The organism is Hungatella hathewayi WAL-18680, from assembly GCF_000235505.1.
GTDB classification, from domain to species: Bacteria; Bacillota; Clostridia; order Lachnospirales; family Lachnospiraceae; genus Hungatella_A; species Hungatella_A hathewayi_A.
In genome coordinates, this window is sequence record NZ_JH379029.1 from 452,661 (window position 1) to 470,409 (window position 17,749).

Sequence of the window (17,749 nt, forward strand, 5' to 3'; positions counted from 1 at the left end):
CAGGTTACTGACAGATTTTGAAGCTGCGCCCGGACTACCAACCGGGACTGTGTTTTAATCCTTGCCTTATGTTATTTGATACGTTCATTTTAACTCACCTGCTCCTTTTTTTCAAGCAGTAATCCAAAAGCCGCCACGGCAAGCACAAGCCCGGCCACAGTCACTATCACTGCCGGAAGCAGCGCTCCTGCCACATCGGCAAAGGACACGGAAGTCAGAACCGTCCATCCGCTCCCCATCCCCACATTGTGAAATGCGTAACAAACTGGCATCCAGCCGTCAAGGCACCAGAACGTCCCGCTCTCCTCGTTCCTGACCTGAAGCAGCGTGTTCTCCAGACTTCCGCCGATTAATCTGGCGCTGGCCAGCATGGTTTCCAGGGTGACACCAATGAGCGGCCCCTCGTCCCCCGACATACACTGCTGCTTTTTCCCCAGCAGAATCGTGTGCATCGGCTGGGCGCCCAGAATCTCACGTATCTCCATGTCGTCAATAGCCGCAAAGGCCGCGCCGTTTTCCTGGGCATTTCCGGCCACTGCCACCGCAACCGTGTAATTCAGCGTGGTTCCGTCGGCCCCCGCCAGAAATGCATCCGTAATCTGCGGCTCATTGGTCAGCCACAGCGTCTGGATATACTCCCGGCTGTTCAAATTGGATACCGCCTTCTCACTGTCCGCGCGGTACACGCCCCCGGAGGTATCCACGGCACGTATCATCCGGTACCCCCATATCTCATTATAGTGGTCCAGCCGGTCGGCCTTTTCCTGGTAGGGTATCACTCCCGGCGCCATCCATGGCTCCTGTGATATCTCCTCAAGCAGATTCAACGTGGATTCCAGACTCTTTTGAATCGGCCCCTGCGCGCCAATGCAGCTGGACTGCGCCACCATCCGGCTATACCGTGCAAACGACATCACAAGCCCCAGTATGAGACAAACTGCTACACCGGCACAGCAAATTCGGCTTATCTTTCTTCTCATGCTTCCTTCCCCTTTACATAATATTGAATACTCTCATACAACGCGGAAACGGACAGTGGCTTGGAAAGCCGCCTGTTCATCCCGGCCTCCAGAATCTCTCTGTTATCTTCCTCCAGCCCGTTGGCCGTCAGCGCCAGGATAGGTATCTCCTTTGCCCGGGGATGATTGGAAGCACGGATCCGGCGGGCCGCCTCCAGCCCATCCATCACTGGCATCCGGATATCCATCAGAATCAAATCAACCGGCTCCGAATCCGGATTCAGGAAATCATCCACAGCCTGCCGGCCATTCTCCACCGTCCTTACCTCCGCTCCCGCATGGGCCAGCAGTTCCTCTGCAATCATTGCATTGATTGGATTGTCCTCCGCCATCAGGATACGAATCCCGCTCAGCGAGACCTCCGAGGTCTTCTCCTCCTCAGGAGGATTCTGCTCCTTATCTGCCGGCAGCGGAAGTATGACGGTAAAGGTTGTCCCCTTATCCAGCACGCTCCGCACTGAAATATTTCCCCGCAGCAGCTTCACCAGCTCCCAGACAATGGACATCCCAAGCCCCGTACCGGTCTGTGTCCTGCCATAAGTCGTATCCTCCTGGGTAAATGGCTGGAAAATAATTCTCTGGAATTCCTCATCCATGCCACAGCCCGTATCCGTGACGTCAATCCGCACGGTTCCACACACATCTTCGTCTCCCTCCGGCAACGAATCCTCCGAAAGAACAAGCGTGACAGACCCAGACTCCGTAAACTTCACCGCATTCGACAGCAGGTTGGTCATAATCTGCTGAATCTTCTTCGCATCCCCCACATAAAACCGGTTCTTCAATCCGGAAATGTCGATGCGCAGTTCAATCCCCTTTTCCAGCACGGACGCATCAAAAATATGCAGTGTCTTCTGGCTCAGTTCCTGTAAATCAAAGCGATCAGAGCGGATTTCCACACTACCGCTTTCAATCTTGGCCATATCCAGCACATCGTTCACAATATCGGTCAGCTGCGCCACCGAATCCTCCATATGCTTTAAATACTCCGCCTGCTGCTCCTCGTCCACATTTCCCTCCCGCAGCAAATGAAGCATTCCGGAAATGCCATTCAGCGGCGTTCGTATCTCATGGGATACATTCGAGAGGAATTTCCCCTTAAAAACACTTTCTCTCTGCGCGATAGCCAGCGCCATCTCCGTCTGCCGGTTTTTGTGAAAGAGCCAGGCCGCCACCACCACAATGGCCAGAATGCCAACCACAAGCACCAGAATCATCTGGACCTCATTTTCCGTATTCATCACCGAGTCGCGGGGCGTGATAATCAAAAGTGTCCAGTAGTTATAGCCCAGCGGCTCATAGAACAGTACCCGCTCATCCCCATACGCCGTGTAGGTTACCAGTCCTGAAAGCTGCAGCGACAATCTTGTGGCAACCTCCTCCGCCGTGGCCCCGTCATTCAGCTGGTAAGCCTCCAAATCCCTGATAAGATTATGTCCTGACTTATCCTCCAGCGTTTCGGAACTGTTCCAGAGATGATTGCCTTCATGGTCGACAATGGAGATAAAAGCTCCCGCATTTCCATAGGTCGTATTATTCAGCAAATCCGAAATCATGCTGAGGGGCAGATAGCTGTAAATCGCAATCACATTCTCGCCGTCAATCTGCCCGTCCCACAGGATGCGAAACAATAACTTCCCCTCCCCAGCCATGGCATTTTGAGACAATGTAACCGTATAAGGGTAATTATGGACATCCATCACGTCAATGGGCTCGTCAAACTGCTCGTCCCCGCCCATGTAAGAGCGGGCCGTGCCATCCTCCAGCACAAAGCCCATTCCATCCAGGGCGGAGTTGTCCATATACCGCTGCAAAGTGTTCCTAAGCTCATCCGAATCCGTGATCTGCCGCTCAATCAATTCACTTTTCAATAAAATCATCTGTTCCGTGTACTTACTCAAATGGTCCGCCACACGGTAGGTAATCTGCTCCGAAAAACGCTCAAACGCAAGTTTCCCGCGCTCGGAAGAATTATCCATGAAATAGGAGACTGCATAGGTGATTGTGACAGCAACCAGACATACATAGATTACCATCCACCATATCATGCGCCGTCGCTTTCTATTCGAGTTCCTCATCGATTCTGCCTCCTCTTTCTGTCCAAGCCCCAATTTATAGTTCTATTTCCAAAGCGCACTTCCATCATATATTTCCACCGCCGCCTCATAGAAGCCCAGCCGCTTACATTCCTCAATGACCAGACGGTAAATATCTTCAAACAGCAGGGACGCTTTTTCGGAAAATGCTTCCTGATTCCCCGCTGAGAGTAACTCTATCACATCAACACATTTCTCATGAATCTCACAGTTCACCGGCGTTTTGCTGGTATTTAACAGTCCCGGAATACTGCGTCCAATCCGAAAATTCCTTTGCAGCAGCATGTAAATGGCATTCAACGCGTCTATTCCGACATGCTCCGTTATCAGTTTCAGAAGGATGGCCGGGGTCCGCTCATACAGGTACTCTTCCTCCCACTGACGGATGATTTCCGCTTTCGCCTCCTGAATCGCCTGCTCCGTAATCCGCGGCGCCGCACAGGCGGCCGCCCCCTCAATGGTCAACGCCAGCAGTTCCAGGCTGTCTAAATAACGCCGCACATGGTACGCAATCAAGTGGGCCGGAACCTGGATTTTCTCCAACTCCTCCCTATCCATCTCCACGAAAATGCCATTGCCCCGAACGGTCCTTACCACGCCCCAGTCCTGCAGAATCTGTATTGCTTTAATGGTGGTATCCACACTCACACCATATATGGTTTGAAGCTCCTTGTGAGAAGGAAGTTTATCTCCCGGCCGGTAACGCTCTGCAGCAATCAGGCCGAGAATATCCATATACACCGCCGAATATCTCACCTCGGCGCCTGCCAAAAGTTTTTCCAGCTGCTTTCTTCCAAGAAGCACCGCCGAATCAGGAGCTGCACGAAAGGCCGGCCGCTCTCCCTCCGCAAGTCCGTATATCCCGGACATATCATCAAAATGAACGGACTCCGGCGCCTCCCCATGTTCCAGCGCTCTCATAAATTCCTTCAGCTGCTCATAAAACCTGGCTCTGACGGTCCTGTCATCCTGCAGCGGCTTCAAGTCGGAAAGTCCCAGACTCTCCACCACCTGAAGGCTCAAATCATTCTCATTGCGGGCCACAAAAAATCTCCATAGCCGTTTGGATAATTTCCAGAACTCCTCGCCATCCTCGATATTCATGTGCTCCACAATTTTCCGTGGAATGTACAAATCCTCCGGCTCACAGAGCGCAATCCCATTCTTAATGATTGGATAACACAGCAGCACGCCTGTTTTCAGGACATCGCTTGTGATGTCCGCATCAATTTTCTCCAGCGCCAGTCTGGTGGTCAGATGCACCTCATCCCTTCCTGCGCACACCACAGGCCGCTTTCTCTGCCGGGTCTCAATCAGTCCCGCCTCCTCCAGCATCGTCAGGGCACGCCGGACCGTTTTCTCCGAGGTCCCCAGTTCCTGGCACAAGTCGCTCCGGGACGGAAGACTTGTACCTGCCGGCAGCAGACCGCTCTCAATTTTATACTTCAGAATTTGAAACACTCTCTCATACATCATGCCATCATACTTCAAGATTATCTTTGCCTCTCGTCATTCGTTTTTTGTACTATCATATCCTTCTTTCCCCTCAGCAGTCAATACATCTGTGTAAGTACTGATCACGTCTTCCATCACGAATGGCTTTGCAATATGGGCATTCATACCGCTGTCCATGCATTTCCTTATATCTTCATAAAACGAATTGGCCGTCATGGCGATAATGATAACGCTCCCGGCATCCTTTCTCGAAAGCTGACGGATGGTGTTCGTCGCCCGGTAACCGTCCATCACCGGCATCTGTACATCCATCAAAATTAAATCATAATACCCTTCTGGCGACGCGGCGAATTTTTCCACCGCCTCCTGCCCGTTCTTTGCCGTTGAAACCTCCGCTCCCGTATGCTGCAGCAATTCAACCGCTATGTATAAGTTAATCTCATTGTCTTCCACCACCAGAACCTTTGCATCCCGCAGGATGGCAGAGTTTTCCGTCTCCACCGGTGTCTGCGTCTCTCCCTCCAGCCGTTTCATCAGCTGAACGATGTCCACAAGAAATGCCGGCTGGCAGAGAGTCCCATCCGCGCCGCACAGACTGGCCGTATCGTCCAGCTCGTCCTGGTCATATCCCGTGATGATGATATGCAGCGCCTCATTCTGAGATTCCTGTCGGATAACCCCGGCCAATCGCTTGATATCATCACAGCAGCCCCACTCAAGGAAACACAGGTCATAAGGGGCATTCCCCTTCACCTTTTCCGGTATCATGTCCGGCTCTCCGCCTTCCGTCTCCACCGTATAGACGGTGAAACCAGCTCTCTTCAGCACATTGGCAAGGTGCGTCTCCAGCTCCACATCTTTATTGACAACAAGGACACTCTGATGGTATCCGAAGGCTTCCTCTTCCCCCTCCTGAATACGGCCAAAGGGCAGGTCCACCCGGAAAATGCTGCCGCTGCCGGCCTCGCTCGTCACAGTGATGGTTCCGCCCATCATTTCCACAAAATTCTTGGTGATGGGAAGACCGAGCCCGGTTCCTCCGTACTGGCGGGCAATTCCGCTGTTTTCCTGGGTGAATGTCTCGAAGACACGCTCCAGATTTTCCGGAGTAATGCCCCTGCCGGTATCGCTGACCTCAAAGCGGAGCCATATCGTCTCTTCATCCCGCCGCAGCTCCTCGATCATCAGACTCACGCGCCCTTTTTCCGGCGTAAATTTCATGGCATTGGATAGCAGATTGGTCAGAATCTGGTTAAGACGGAGGGCGTCGCCCACCAGAAACTCTTCCAGCTCTCCCCGCAGGTAAATCTCATAATCAATTTTTTTATGTTTCGCCTGCACATAAAATACGGTGGTCAGCGATTGCAGCAGCTGTCCCAAATCGAATTTTTCCAGATGCAGCTCGATTTTTCCGCTCTCGATTTTGGCCATATCCAGAATATCATTGATGAGGGCCAAAAGATGCTGGGAAGAGAGTATAATCTTGTCAAAACAGTGACTGATGCGGTCCGGTTCCCCGATGTGCTGTCTTCCCACCTCGGTCATGCCGATAATGCCGTTGAGCGGCGTTCGTATCTCATGGGACATCTGTGACAGGAAATCACTTTTCGCCCGGTTCGCCGCCTCCGCCCGCTCCTTCTCCACCAGCAGCAGCTCTTGGTTTCGCGTTTCGATGCGCCGCAATGCCAAAAAGAATAAGATAATGATGAGGAGAACCACGGAAAATATCCCCAGCCCCACCAGAACCATAAATCGGCTCAAATATAATATTTTATCATTGACCGTCTCATATGCCATACTGGTCACCATATACCAGTTTGTTCCGGAAATCGGCACGTAATAGAGATACTCGTGATGCGTGCCGACTGTCAAAAGCGTCATTCCGCATTTCCCCGCCTGGATGTCCGCATGAAACGATTCCATATCATAGCCCTTGTCAAAAACCGCCTGCTTTTCATAGATGGAGAACAGATTGGAGCCATATAACCCATCATTGGAAAAGGTGCTTTTGATTACAAAATCCCCGTCCCGGGTCACAATATTGGTGTAAGAGTTTGTTTCCTTCTCACTCTCCATCCCCAGCTTCGCTCCAATCTCAGCCGTGGGTATCCCGATAATCACAGCCGTCAGCTTTTCTCCCTGAAATGACACCGGAGGAATGGGGACGCCCAACAGGATCATATTGCTCTCCCAGATAGTTTCATTGACAGAAACCAGTTCCTCCGTGCCGCTTAACAATTTATCAAGAACCGATATCTTTGACATGACCGGTGTTGTGCCTTCCGGAGAATAGGCAATCCCTTTGGCGCTGATCATGGCGATATGGGCGAAACCATTATCTTCCTGCGCCTGCTCCAGAAAATCCTGCAGACTGGCTTCCTGTTCCAAATCAGCTTCCGTAATCGCGCCTGCAATGGTGCGAATCTGGGAAAACTGGCTGTCCAGATTCGTCTGAAAATGGCTGCTGATCTGCGTTGTCATTTCCTCCAAATATACGGAACTGATATTTGTTACTGTCTTCTCCGCTTCGTTTTGATACACGACAAATGCGAACACACCGAGAATAGCGGTCATCAAGATAAGCGCAGAAGCAAACCTCAAGGTAATGAACTCTCTTTGTTCTTTCTGTTTTATGTTCAATGACTGCCTCCTTCTCATACTGTAAATCTGTTTACTGCTCCTTGGCCAAATCGCGGATTCGTCCTTCCAGCTGAACATCCACCGCTTCGTCTCTGTGCTCCTCAAAATAGAGCGCCATGGCATCCCGGTAATAATATTCCATCTCGTTTACCAGGCTTACGCTGCCTTTGGGAGTCTCCTCGTCATAGCAGTTCAACATGGTGTATCCGTCGCCATTTCCCTCGGCGTAGCTGTTGATTCCGGCCATATAATCGTTGACCGCCACCTGGAAGCGCTCACTCCGCTCCAGAACAGTGCCATCCGGCCAGGTGACACTTACCAGCCTGCTTCCGGCCGGTTTGCTGCTGTCAAACGTGTAGTGCAGGCCGGATATCTGCAGAAACTGCCCTCCGGGGAACTCCTCCGTGCAGGTGCTCAGTCCATTTTCCAGCATATCCCATACCGTCTGTCCGTCCATCTCCACCACGATAATCCGGTTGTCAAACGGACAAACTGCGGCAGTATCACCGCCGTATACCACTCCCTGATAAAAGCTGGCCCGGATTCCGCCGCCATTGACCACAGCAATAGGAGCGCCCGACACCTCCGCGACGCAGTCCGCCACAAAATTGCCGATTTCCGTCTCTTCCCTTCGGGTATTGAAATTTTCCATCAACAAATCATGGGCCATCTCACCAATGACGGTAAAATCATACTCCGATTTTCCTGTGCCTTCATAATAGTAGTTGTCAATATCCTGAAGCGCCTCCTCCACCGTGCATTTACCGGCCATCACATCTCTGACACAGCCGCCTAAATATTCAATGGTTTTGCTGGGAAACAGCACATTGTATATATATCCTGACTCTATATATTCCTCGACACCCGCAGGAATCCAGTCTTCCTGCTGCTGATACTCCAGCAGACAGGAGATTCCAGGCCCCATATCCTGGATAAGGGCCGCCTGCCCTTCCGGGGTGGAGAGCAAATCCACAATCCGTTTACAGGCTTCCTGCTTTTCTTCACTGATGGCATTATTCACTCCCATCAGCGCCGAAGGGGCAAACATAAACCATGGATGATTTCCCTCACTGCCAAGCAGCGGAAGCATCCGGTAGGAATAGGCCTCGGCCGTCCCTTTCAGAACTTCTTTCTGGTTCTGCTCCACACACGCATAGTACAGCGAGGAATCCCCGAAGGCGGCAGCGAGAGTGCCATTGCTCAATCTCTGCTCACAGAGAATCGAGTTCCGCTGGCGGGCAATAGCGGCCGGGTCCATGATTCCGGCATTCACCAGTTCATCCGGCAGGACAAAACTCTCCTCCCAGACACCGGTAAACATCGCTTTCTTTTCCTTAAAATCCGCCAGCCATTGGACCCCTTCCACGGTTCCCAGAAAATCAGGAATCATACAGCCTACATAAAACATACCAACTTCCGCATTATAATCACTGCGCATGGAAAAATTGGTATGGTCCTCTCCCACACCAAGCCCCTTTTCCTTCAATTTGGCCAGCGCCTCTACCAGCTCCGTATTACTTGTGGGCATAGAAATGCCTGCCTGCTCAAACATCGTTTCATTGACGACATATCCACTGTATACGCCAGGAAGAGGAATCAGATACGTTTTCCCATCCTGTTTCAAATCACTCATGATGGTACCGTCATAGGCCGAGCTGGCCCTGGTATCACTTAAATCCAGCAGATATTTCTGCACCATATCAGAATCCGGCTGCGCTGCTATCACCAGCTCCGGCCCTACTCCTCTTTCCAATCGGCGCAGTTCCTCGCTGGAATAGGGCGATATTTCAATCCTCAAATCGATATCATCATACGTGGACTCCACCAGCTTTTCCACCTGTTTAAAATGATTATTATAGAGAATTTCCACCACTATTTTTTCTTTTGGCGCCTGCTTCCCGCAGCCTGTCAAAATACAGGACATCATAGTTGTATACAGTATCAACCGTACACATTTTTTTAACCCGCGGCTCATTTCGCATCCCCTTTCGTTTGTCCGCTATCTATTCCGGTTGTGACAACAGAATAGACTGCATGGAATCATCATAAAAGCGATACTGATTCCTTCCGGCATGTTTCCCTGCATACAGCGCCTGGTCCGCATGGAGAAACAACTCCTCATATGTAACATCACTTCCGGACGCCAGCGCGACGCCGATGCTCACTGACACCTCAAACCCGTCATAGGACCCGGACACCTTGTGGAAAATGCGTTCGACCAGCCGCTCGATATCCACCTCATATTCCATATAGACCAGAAATTCGTCCCCGCCGATGCGGGCCACAATATCGGAATTGCGCACGCTGCTTTTCAGCCTGGCGGCAACGGCCTTCAGCATTTTATCTCCGTAAAGATGGCCGTAGCTGTCATTTATCTTTTTAAATGTATCCAAATCTAAAACAAGAAGCGCGGCTTTCTTCTTATCTAATGCTAATAGGTGGCGTTTAATTTCCTCGCACGCATGATTTCTGGCAAACAGCCCCGTCAAATCATCACGCTGGGCCTGCACAGCCAGTTTATCCAATGCATTCCGCTCCTCCTGGTTGTCAATAAATTTGCCGATAACCTTGGTCGGACGGGCATTTTCATCCAATCCCCAGACGGGGCGGGCCACCACCTTGTACCAACGCCGCTCTCCTTTGAGGTTCAGTTGATATACCTGGCTGACAATCGGCTCTTCCGGGGTGGCGCATTGTACACGGGAATACAAATCCCGGAAATCCTCCTCGGAAAATATGGAGAGCAGTTCCTCGTCGCTCTGGGGATGCAGAATACTCTCCCGGATGCCTGCCTGGGCGGCTCCCCACTCGGAAAGAATCAGCGTGTCAAACTCGCAGTTGTATTCAAACTGGATTTCCATGGTCAGGGATGCGTAAAACTGATATTTTGTCCGCTCCTGTTCCAGCAAATCCAGCGTTTTGTCGGAAGCCCCCTGGCTGTGAAGCACATCGTAGGCCAGTGCGTGAATATTATCCCGCGTGATTTTTCCCGCCGAGCGGACCTTGACCTCATTTTCCAGGTGGGAATCCACGACTTTCAGGGCGTCCAGCAGAACGGGATTGAAGGCGCCGCACTCGCCGTTAAAAATCATATTCAGGGCCTGCTCATGAGAATATGCCTTCTTGTATACACGTTCACTGGTCAGGGCGTCATAGACATCCGCCAGGGAAACCACCTGGGCCGCGATTGGGATTTGCTCGCCGGACAGACCGTCCGGATACCCACTTCCGTCATACCGCTCATGATGCCAGCGGCAGATATCTCTCGCTACCTGTACCAGTTCCTCGTTTTGATAATAGGTCAGTCCTTCCAGCATTTCGGCGCCAATCAGGCTGTGGGTTTTGATAAGCTCAAACTCTTCCGGCGTCAATTTCCCCGGCTTATTCAGGATTTCCTCGGGTATTGAGATTTTTCCAATATCATGGAGGGAGGACGCGTTTGTAATAAGGGCAATCCTGGCAGGGGTTAAGTGATACTGCTTGCAGGTCTTTTGAAGCTACTTTAACAATATCTCCGTTATGGTGCGGATGTGGAGTACATGGAGACCACTTTCGCCGTTGCGAAACTCCACGATGTGGCTGAGAATGTCTACCATAACCACATTGTTTTTTTCTTTTTCCAATATCTGTTCCGTGACCATATGTTCCAAATGCTTCTGCTTGGCATAGAGTCTTATGGTATTTTCAATCCGGTGACGGACTATCATTTTTTGGAAGGGACGGTTGATGTATTCTGCCGCGCCCAAATTGTAGGCATGGTCTATGTAGGCGGCCGAGGTTTCCGATGAGACGATGATGACCGGGATATCGTTTAACAGACCGTCACGATTCATCATAGTCAGCACCTCAAAACCGTCCAGCTTGGGCATGATGATATCCAGCAGAACCGTGGCGATTTCCATGCGGTACCGGTTTAAATAGGCTAATGCTTCCTCCCCGTCAGACGCCTCCAGAATCTCGTAGTCCGGCGCCAGAATATCGGATAGAATGGCGCGGTTGATTTCCGAATCGTCGGCAATGAGGATTTTGGTTTTCTTCATCACTGCTTCACACCTCCCAGGGCCAGGGAAGCCAGCAATTCGGAAAAAACAGTATCCATGTCACGGTAGGCGCTATCAAAATCTGTAAATGCCAGATGGATGTCATTGGTATCCTGCACACTGCGCAGAGTTTCCACGAGTTTTGCAGTCTTATCCGCCAATGAAGACAGGCCCAGATTCAGGGTCACGCCCTTCAGCGTGTGGGCCGCGCGAAAGGCTGCCTCGTAATCCTGCTGTTTTAACGACGTACAAATATCCGTATAGTTGGAGTCTTTCAGCAGGATTCCAATCAGACGTAGCAGCATATCTTCGCCGATTCGACAGGTTGTGTCCGCATAATCTCCACCCAGTTTTTCATAGGCTTCTTTCAGAGTCATAACATATCCCCTTTCAACGCAAGGCCGGTTTCTTATAGAAAACGTACGAAACGATTAAATACCACAATAATTAAAATATCATTCTTGGAACCTTATCCAGATAATTATAAAACAAACACTCTGGTTTTGCAACAAAAACCCCTGGCGCTTGGGACAGCTCCAGGGGAATGTTGGATATTGGTGGGATTTTGGTGGTGGGATATTTGTTTTTCGTATTTTATCGAGATTGTTGGACAGGGGAATATTGGATGGCAATATCATAGCCATTGTCTTTGTATGTCAGCTCCAGATGATAATCTCCGATATCCAGGACGCCTTCTTTGATGGGATAAAATTTCTTTTCCTTTCCGTCCATAATCACAAATTCATTCATCGTGCCATATTCATCTAACGCAGCCATGATATCTCTGATGCAGTCATCGCAGAAAAGTGATTTCATTTTCTGTATGCTCAAAATGCCTCTAGTCCGGTCCAGGCGGGCGTGTCCTGTTTTGTTTCCCGGCATTTTTGTGATTAACAGGGTGGCCTCACTGATATCATCGTAGCCGCCGGAGACTTTGGTACCGCCGGAGAACTGGGTGTCGGCGGAGACTTGGGTGTCTCCGGAGGCCTGGGTGGCGCCGGAGACCGCCGCGTCGTCCTCAAAAATATCCAGTCCGTAGAGCATTCCGGTGTTATTGCACAGCAGATAGACCTGGTTTGGAAATGTCTGGGGGTACAGGCGGCATATCTGGGCTGTGTTTGGGATGTAGCGGATATAGTTTTCTTTGTCACGGCTGAAATCGCTGTATATCAAATCCTGCCGGATCGTTCTGGCTATGGCCTCATACTCATCGTCCGTGGCGGAAGCCGCGTAGGCGGTTATCCTGTTCAGGGCCATCTCGATATTCTTTTCATTCTGCCTCTCGATTTTACCAAAATGATAGGAATACAGAAGCTCCGTAAACAGAACCGTCAGCGCGCACAGCAGAACGGCCCCATACCAGAGGGAGCGTTTATCCGCCTGGCTTAGATGGGATTGATTCCAGTCACACCTGTCATCCCTCCAAAAATTCCCGTATCCCTTCTGTATATTATCCCACAATTTTTTCATAGGTACCCCACTTACGAGTTATAGTCTTATAGCTAATATTATATAAGCTTTACGTACCTTCTGCAACTTCTTATTTTATTGTATGATTAAAACAACAAAGCTCACAGCGTATAGAACTTAAGCCAGAAGAGAATATTATGACCATGGATAATGAAAGAAAGACTCTCGGAAAACGTATTAATCAGACAAGAAAGGACCGTGGCATCACCGCCGACAAATTGTCCGAATTATGCAACATAAACGCAACTTATCTCCGCCAAATCGAAGGCAGCGGAAAAACACCCAGCCTGCCCGTATTTATTTCCATCTGCAATTCTTTAAAAGTCTCCGCAAACTATCTTTTACAGGATGAACTGGATGTGAGCGAAATCAGCGATATCGAAGAACTGGAAACCCTCTGGGAAACCGCCGAACCCAGCCAGTATGAGCTGGTTGTCTCAATGCTGAAGGCAGCGATTGCGCATATTAAGGGGGAGGAATAGCAGCAATAGGATTTTTGAAGGTTTAGTGTTTGAAAGATTTCTGTTCTATTGGGGTCAATAAATAGAGGATGTGTCTGTTATGAGAATAAACCTATAATGAAAAGAAAAGACAATATTAGGTGGAATCATGATAACATATGATAAGCTATGGGAAACCATGGATAAGAAAGGAATCACTAAATATAAATTAGTCAACGATTATGGAATAAGTAAATCCATGATAAATCGATTGAATCATAATATGGGAATCAATACAAATACGATTAATAATTTGTGCAGTATTTTAAATTGTAATGTTGAAGATATTTTAACATTCTGTCCGGATGAGGAAAAAGCCTGAGCAACTCAATGAGAGTTGTTTAGGCTTTTTTGTTATGAAGAGATACAATAGGCATTGAAATTCTACGACTAACCTGGTATACTCTTTTATAGGAATAGGGGTCTATTTATTGACCCTCATATTTATAAAGAAATCTGGTGGAGAAAAATTATGAAGAAGTGTACCATTGAATTATTATTAATTCTTAATTTACTTGCTATATTCTTACATATATTATGGAAAGAGCGCCTGTTAACTTTAAGCGTACTCGAATACGCATGCCAGGAATTAGAAGAAAAATTAATGAGATTAGAAAAGAAGTTGGAAAAAAGAAATACTTCGACCACATAAATAAGTAACACTTCCATATCGAATCCGTAACACTACAAATTGTATAATGATAAAACAACAAATTGTAAATTTTAGGAGGTATGGAAAAGGAAATGAAGAACTTGAGAAAAATTGTATCACTGATGGCAGCAGTCTGTATGCTGCTCAGCATCTGGCAGCCTATGACTGCAAAAGCGGCTGAAGGCAAGCTGGTGGTAGAAGGAAATGTCACTCTTTCCGGCGGTAACGGAAATATGGAAGACGTATTAATTACAATCAAACACGGTTATATGACTGATGGGCCAGTGGTAGGTACCGGTCATCCTGATGCAAATGGACACTATGCCATTGAAACAACGGTTTCATCAATGGGCTTTCTTGCACTCATCGTGACGCCGTCGCTTCCAGGATACGACAATTATTCCCCATCGTCGAATATTTATCCAGGACAGAACACCGCGGACTTATTACTCGTCGCAAACGGTTCCCCCACCACGTACGGCGTAAGCGGCACCATTACCATGAACGGAGCTGCATTACCTTCCAATCTTTGCCCAATCGTAGATTTTGAGGTACCGGCAACTACAACTAAGAAGGAACTTCAGGCTTGTGGCGGAAACTACTTCTGCAATGGTTTAGCTGGAAATAAGGTAATCATCACACCTCATCTCGATGGCTATACTTTTACACCGGAGTCCATTACAATTGAAAAAATTGATAGAGTTTATGATGATGCCAACTTTGTAATGACCCCAAATGGTACCGCCGAAACCCCGGTGGCTCCAGAAACCCCGGATACCCCGGATGCCCCGGCTCTCCCGGAAAACACCGAAAGTACTGAAGCTGCCAAAAATACCGTTACTCTGTACTTTATGACCGGCTCTTCCCCCGCTGACCCCGGCGAGGTATTTGAACAGTTTGAAGTAGCAAAGAATTCCAGAGGCAACACAACAACTCTCGCCAAAACAATTAAATCCAGAACACCGGTAAAAGACGGTTACAAATTCAATTATTGGCAGGAAGGCAAGCTGAGCGACCCCACCGTTCTCGGCAATCGCATCAACACCGTTATCTGGACCAACGATACTGATCAGTATATTTATGCACAGTACACAAAAATCGAAGAGCCACCAACATCAGATAACACCGGAAATACAGTCACCCTCTATTTCATGACCGGCTCCTCCCCCTCCGACCCCGGTGAGGTATTTGAGCAATTTGAAGTAGCGAAAAATTCCAGAGGCAACACAACAACTCTCGCTAAAACAATTAAATCCAGAACACCACAAAAAGATGGTCTTAAATTTAATTATTGGCAAGAAGCCAAACTGAGCGACCCCACCGTTCTCGGCAATCGCCTCTACACCGTAATCTGGACCAACGACACCGACCAGTATATTTATGCACAGTACAAATAAATCGTAAACCAAATATCATAACATTTTTTGAGCATGTCAAACGTAACTGTCTTGACATGCTCATTCCTATTTTGAAATATTTAACATTTATACTTTTCACACAACAACTGTCTTTGCTATCTCCCTCTTGCAAAAAAGAACACCATAGTCAAACATTTTCATGCACAAATATTCTGTCATCAAATTATAATTATGAATAATAATTTCGACATCTTTATCCTCTTCCTCCCCTAATCTCTCACAAATACGACAATTAGCTTCAAAGATGTCTTTATACAGCTCCTCACAGTATTTACCATCAGAAAATTCCGTTTCTACTGTATTCATTTCCCCAACTGAGTATATATCTAAGTCGTATGTACCATTCATCAACCGATAAACTCGTTCTTTAAATCTATAACTATCTGTATTTTTAGACTCTACTCTTACCTTATCCATGAAATACCTCTCTTTTTCTTATATAAATCCGCTTAAATATGGTGTGTACACGCACCATATTATTATAATGCTTCAACCTATAAAATACAAGTATAAAGGAGAATTTATATCGTGATAAAATATGACCCCCTTTGGGAAACCATGAAAAAAAGAAATATCAGTCAATATAAACTCATCAAAGATTACGGCATCGATAAAGCCCAACTCCAGCGCCTCAGAAAAAATGAAGTCGTAAAAACAATCATCCTAAACAAACTTTGTGAAATTCTTGACTGCAGAATCGAAGAAATCCTAGTATATGAACCTGATATAACAGAAGAATAAAAGGTATCTCAAATTATTATAGGATTTGAGATACCTTTTAAGCAATACAGTTAAAACTCTCTAAAATATAATATACTGTGAGAAATTAAATATGCTAGTACTTTTTTAACCTATCAAGGTCATCTTCATTCACAAATACTTATTTAATACAGCTACTGTTCTTCTTCAACCCATGTCGACAACGCAGACCCATACGGCATCTAATTTAAATACAGCTACTGTTCTTCTTCAACTTGCTCCTTTCACAATGCCTCCAAAAACCTTATCATTTAAATACAGCTACTGTTCTTCTTCAACTTATTGCTGCCAAGTCCAGCATACATCTCAAATGATTTAAATACAGCTACTGTTCTTCTTCAACCAATATCTCGCTTTTTGTTCTCATTTTGCTACCTCCATTTAAATACAGCTACTGTTCTTCTTCAACCCATAAGGTCCTGGAAACCATTTTTCTGTATGCAAATTTAAATACAGCTACTGTTCTTCTTCAACAAAAATGGGGACGGCTTGGTGGTTGGCAATTATACATTTAAATACAGCTACTGTTCTTCTTCAACAGGATATGAAATACAAAAATAAAGAGGGGTATTAATTTAAATACAGCTACTGTTCTTCTTCAACCATGGTCAAATGGCTCGGTAGAGGCTGCACCGTTATTTAAATACAGCTACTGTTCTTCTTCAACCTTTGAAAACCGCTGTTTCCTCAAGTGACTGTTGATTTAAATACAGCTACTGTTCTTCTTCAACGAACAGACGGAGACCGGCGCCGATGAGGAGACTGGATTTAAATACAGCTACTGTTCTTCTTCAACACATCCTCGACGAAGGAATACAAAACTTATCAAAGAATTTAAATACAGCTACTGTTCTTCTTCAACGTTCCAAAGTTTCCACACATCCATCTTGCGTAGTTATTTAAATACAGCTACTGTTCTTCTTCAACTGATGACCCATCTTATATCATGGGAAAAAATTACAATTTAAATACAGCTACTGTTCTTCTTCAACTTATACTCAAATTGCGATATCGCAACAGAAAGGAATTTAAATACAGCTACTGTTCTTCTTCAACTTTTCATTTACTCCTGCAACAACAAACACTCTTTCATTTAAATACAGCTACTGTTCTTCTTCAACATGCTGAAATCTGGTTGATTCCAGACGCAATATTGCATTTAAATACAGCTACTGTTCTTCTTCAACAATTAAGAAACTTCTTTACCTGCACTTTACCATGGAATTTAAATACAGCTACTGTTCTTCTTCAACGATAAAGATAACCGACAGCGTTGCAATACCGTTCGTATTTAAATACAGCTACTGTTCTTCTTCAACAGGACCTGGGTCAGAACAAAATCATCATCCGGTACCATTTAAATACAGCTACTGTTCTTCTTCAACATCTTTTCCACCGGACCAACTTACCATATAGTGCAATTTAAATACAGCTACTGTTCTTCTTCAACCGGGTACCAGTACCCCTATACCGGTCATATCCTTAAATTTAAATACAGCTACTGTTCTTCTTCTACGAAGAAGGGAGGGGATGCCGATGGAGAAGGAGATTCATTTAAATACAGCTACTGTTCTTCTTCAACGTCTCAAGGTAAAATAACTGGCCGAAACAGGAAATTATTTAAATACAGCTACTGTTCTTCTTCAACAGGGAAATCAGCTGCGGGTATGAGTGCAGCTATGTATTTAAATACAGCTACT

The 17,749-nt window shown here is 47.1% G+C and carries 14 protein-coding genes, 1 pseudogene and 1 CRISPR repeat array (1 of these 16 running past the window's edge); of the genes and pseudogenes, 4 read left to right on the plus strand and 11 right to left on the minus strand.

Annotation, left to right across the window (positions count from 1 at the left end; all coding sequences use genetic code 11):
- Window positions 1–89: 89 nt before the first annotated feature.
- The 10 genes and pseudogenes from HMPREF9473_RS22865 to HMPREF9473_RS22900 all read right to left on the minus strand — a co-directional run bounded on the left by HMPREF9473_RS22865 (window position 90) and on the right by HMPREF9473_RS22900 (window position 12,720).
- Window positions 90–980 (minus strand): hypothetical protein, encoded by an 891-nt coding sequence (locus HMPREF9473_RS22865; protein ID WP_006782599.1) that lies wholly within the window; start codon window positions 978–980, stop codon window positions 90–92.
- Complete coding sequence (locus HMPREF9473_RS22870; RefSeq protein ID WP_006782600.1) at window positions 977–3,097, minus strand: ATP-binding protein; 2,121 nt, start codon at window positions 3,095–3,097, stop codon at window positions 977–979. The genes HMPREF9473_RS22865 and HMPREF9473_RS22870 overlap by 4 nt, the downstream gene beginning before the upstream one ends.
- A 42-nt stretch (window positions 3,098–3,139) precedes the next feature.
- Complete coding sequence (locus tag HMPREF9473_RS22875; protein WP_080568933.1) at window positions 3,140–4,591, minus strand: GntR family transcriptional regulator; 1,452 nt, start codon at window positions 4,589–4,591, stop codon at window positions 3,140–3,142.
- A gap of 33 nt (window positions 4,592–4,624) precedes the next feature.
- Window positions 4,625–7,210: a hybrid sensor histidine kinase/response regulator gene (locus HMPREF9473_RS22880; protein ID WP_006782602.1), complete on the minus strand. Its 2,586-nt coding sequence runs from the start codon at window positions 7,208–7,210 to the stop codon at window positions 4,625–4,627.
- A 31-nt stretch (window positions 7,211–7,241) separates the two neighbouring features.
- Window positions 7,242–9,185 carry an extracellular solute-binding protein gene (locus HMPREF9473_RS22885; RefSeq protein ID WP_006782603.1) on the minus strand — a complete coding sequence of 648 codons (1,944 nt, stop codon included), beginning with the start codon at window positions 9,183–9,185 and terminating at the stop codon, window positions 7,242–7,244.
- 28 nt (window positions 9,186–9,213) lie between these two features.
- Complete coding sequence (locus tag HMPREF9473_RS22890) at window positions 9,214–10,302, minus strand: diguanylate cyclase (protein ID WP_434059284.1); 1,089 nt, start codon at window positions 10,300–10,302, stop codon at window positions 9,214–9,216.
- Window positions 10,303–10,308: 6 nt separating this feature from the next.
- Window positions 10,309–10,683, minus strand: a pseudogene (locus HMPREF9473_RS28820) (HD-GYP domain-containing protein); the annotation flags it as partial.
- A gap of 24 nt (window positions 10,684–10,707) precedes the next feature.
- Complete coding sequence (locus tag HMPREF9473_RS28290; protein WP_006782605.1) at window positions 10,708–11,250, minus strand: response regulator; 543 nt, start codon at window positions 11,248–11,250, stop codon at window positions 10,708–10,710.
- Complete coding sequence (locus tag HMPREF9473_RS22895) at window positions 11,250–11,627, minus strand: Hpt domain-containing protein (protein WP_006782606.1); 378 nt, start codon at window positions 11,625–11,627, stop codon at window positions 11,250–11,252. The genes HMPREF9473_RS28290 and HMPREF9473_RS22895 overlap by 1 nt, the downstream gene beginning before the upstream one ends.
- Window positions 11,628–11,844: 217 nt before the next feature.
- Window positions 11,845–12,720, minus strand: coding sequence for a hypothetical protein (locus HMPREF9473_RS22900; protein WP_006782607.1), 876 nt, complete (start codon window positions 12,718–12,720; stop codon window positions 11,845–11,847).
- 143 nt (window positions 12,721–12,863) lie between these two features.
- Between HMPREF9473_RS22900 and HMPREF9473_RS22905 the strand changes: the two genes are divergently transcribed.
- From HMPREF9473_RS22905 to HMPREF9473_RS22920, 3 genes are all read left to right on the plus strand, one after another.
- Window positions 12,864–13,202 carry a helix-turn-helix domain-containing protein gene (locus HMPREF9473_RS22905; RefSeq protein ID WP_034860053.1) on the plus strand — a complete coding sequence of 113 codons (339 nt, stop codon included), beginning with the start codon at window positions 12,864–12,866 and terminating at the stop codon, window positions 13,200–13,202.
- A 127-nt stretch (window positions 13,203–13,329) separates the two neighbouring features.
- Entirely contained in the window at window positions 13,330–13,542 is a 213-nt protein-coding gene (locus HMPREF9473_RS22910) for a helix-turn-helix domain-containing protein (protein ID WP_006782609.1), read from the plus strand.
- Window positions 13,543–13,952: 410 nt separating this feature from the next.
- Window positions 13,953–15,269 carry a hypothetical protein gene (locus HMPREF9473_RS22920; protein WP_034859973.1) on the plus strand — a complete coding sequence of 439 codons (1,317 nt, stop codon included), beginning with the start codon at window positions 13,953–13,955 and terminating at the stop codon, window positions 15,267–15,269.
- A gap of 96 nt (window positions 15,270–15,365) precedes the next feature.
- Here HMPREF9473_RS22920 and HMPREF9473_RS22925 read toward each other — a convergent pair whose 3' ends face one another.
- Window positions 15,366–15,707 carry a hypothetical protein gene (locus HMPREF9473_RS22925; RefSeq protein WP_006782612.1) on the minus strand — a complete coding sequence of 114 codons (342 nt, stop codon included), beginning with the start codon at window positions 15,705–15,707 and terminating at the stop codon, window positions 15,366–15,368.
- Window positions 15,708–15,818: 111 nt separating this feature from the next.
- On the opposite strand from HMPREF9473_RS22925, the gene HMPREF9473_RS22930 reads away from it, so the two are divergent.
- Complete coding sequence (locus tag HMPREF9473_RS22930; protein WP_006782613.1) at window positions 15,819–16,031, plus strand: helix-turn-helix domain-containing protein; 213 nt, start codon at window positions 15,819–15,821, stop codon at window positions 16,029–16,031.
- Between the two features lie 140 nt (window positions 16,032–16,171).
- Window positions 16,172–17,749: direct repeats of the CRISPR family, unit length 30 nt; unit sequence ATTTAAATACAGCTACTGTTCTTCTTCAAC (it continues 402 nt past the right edge of the window).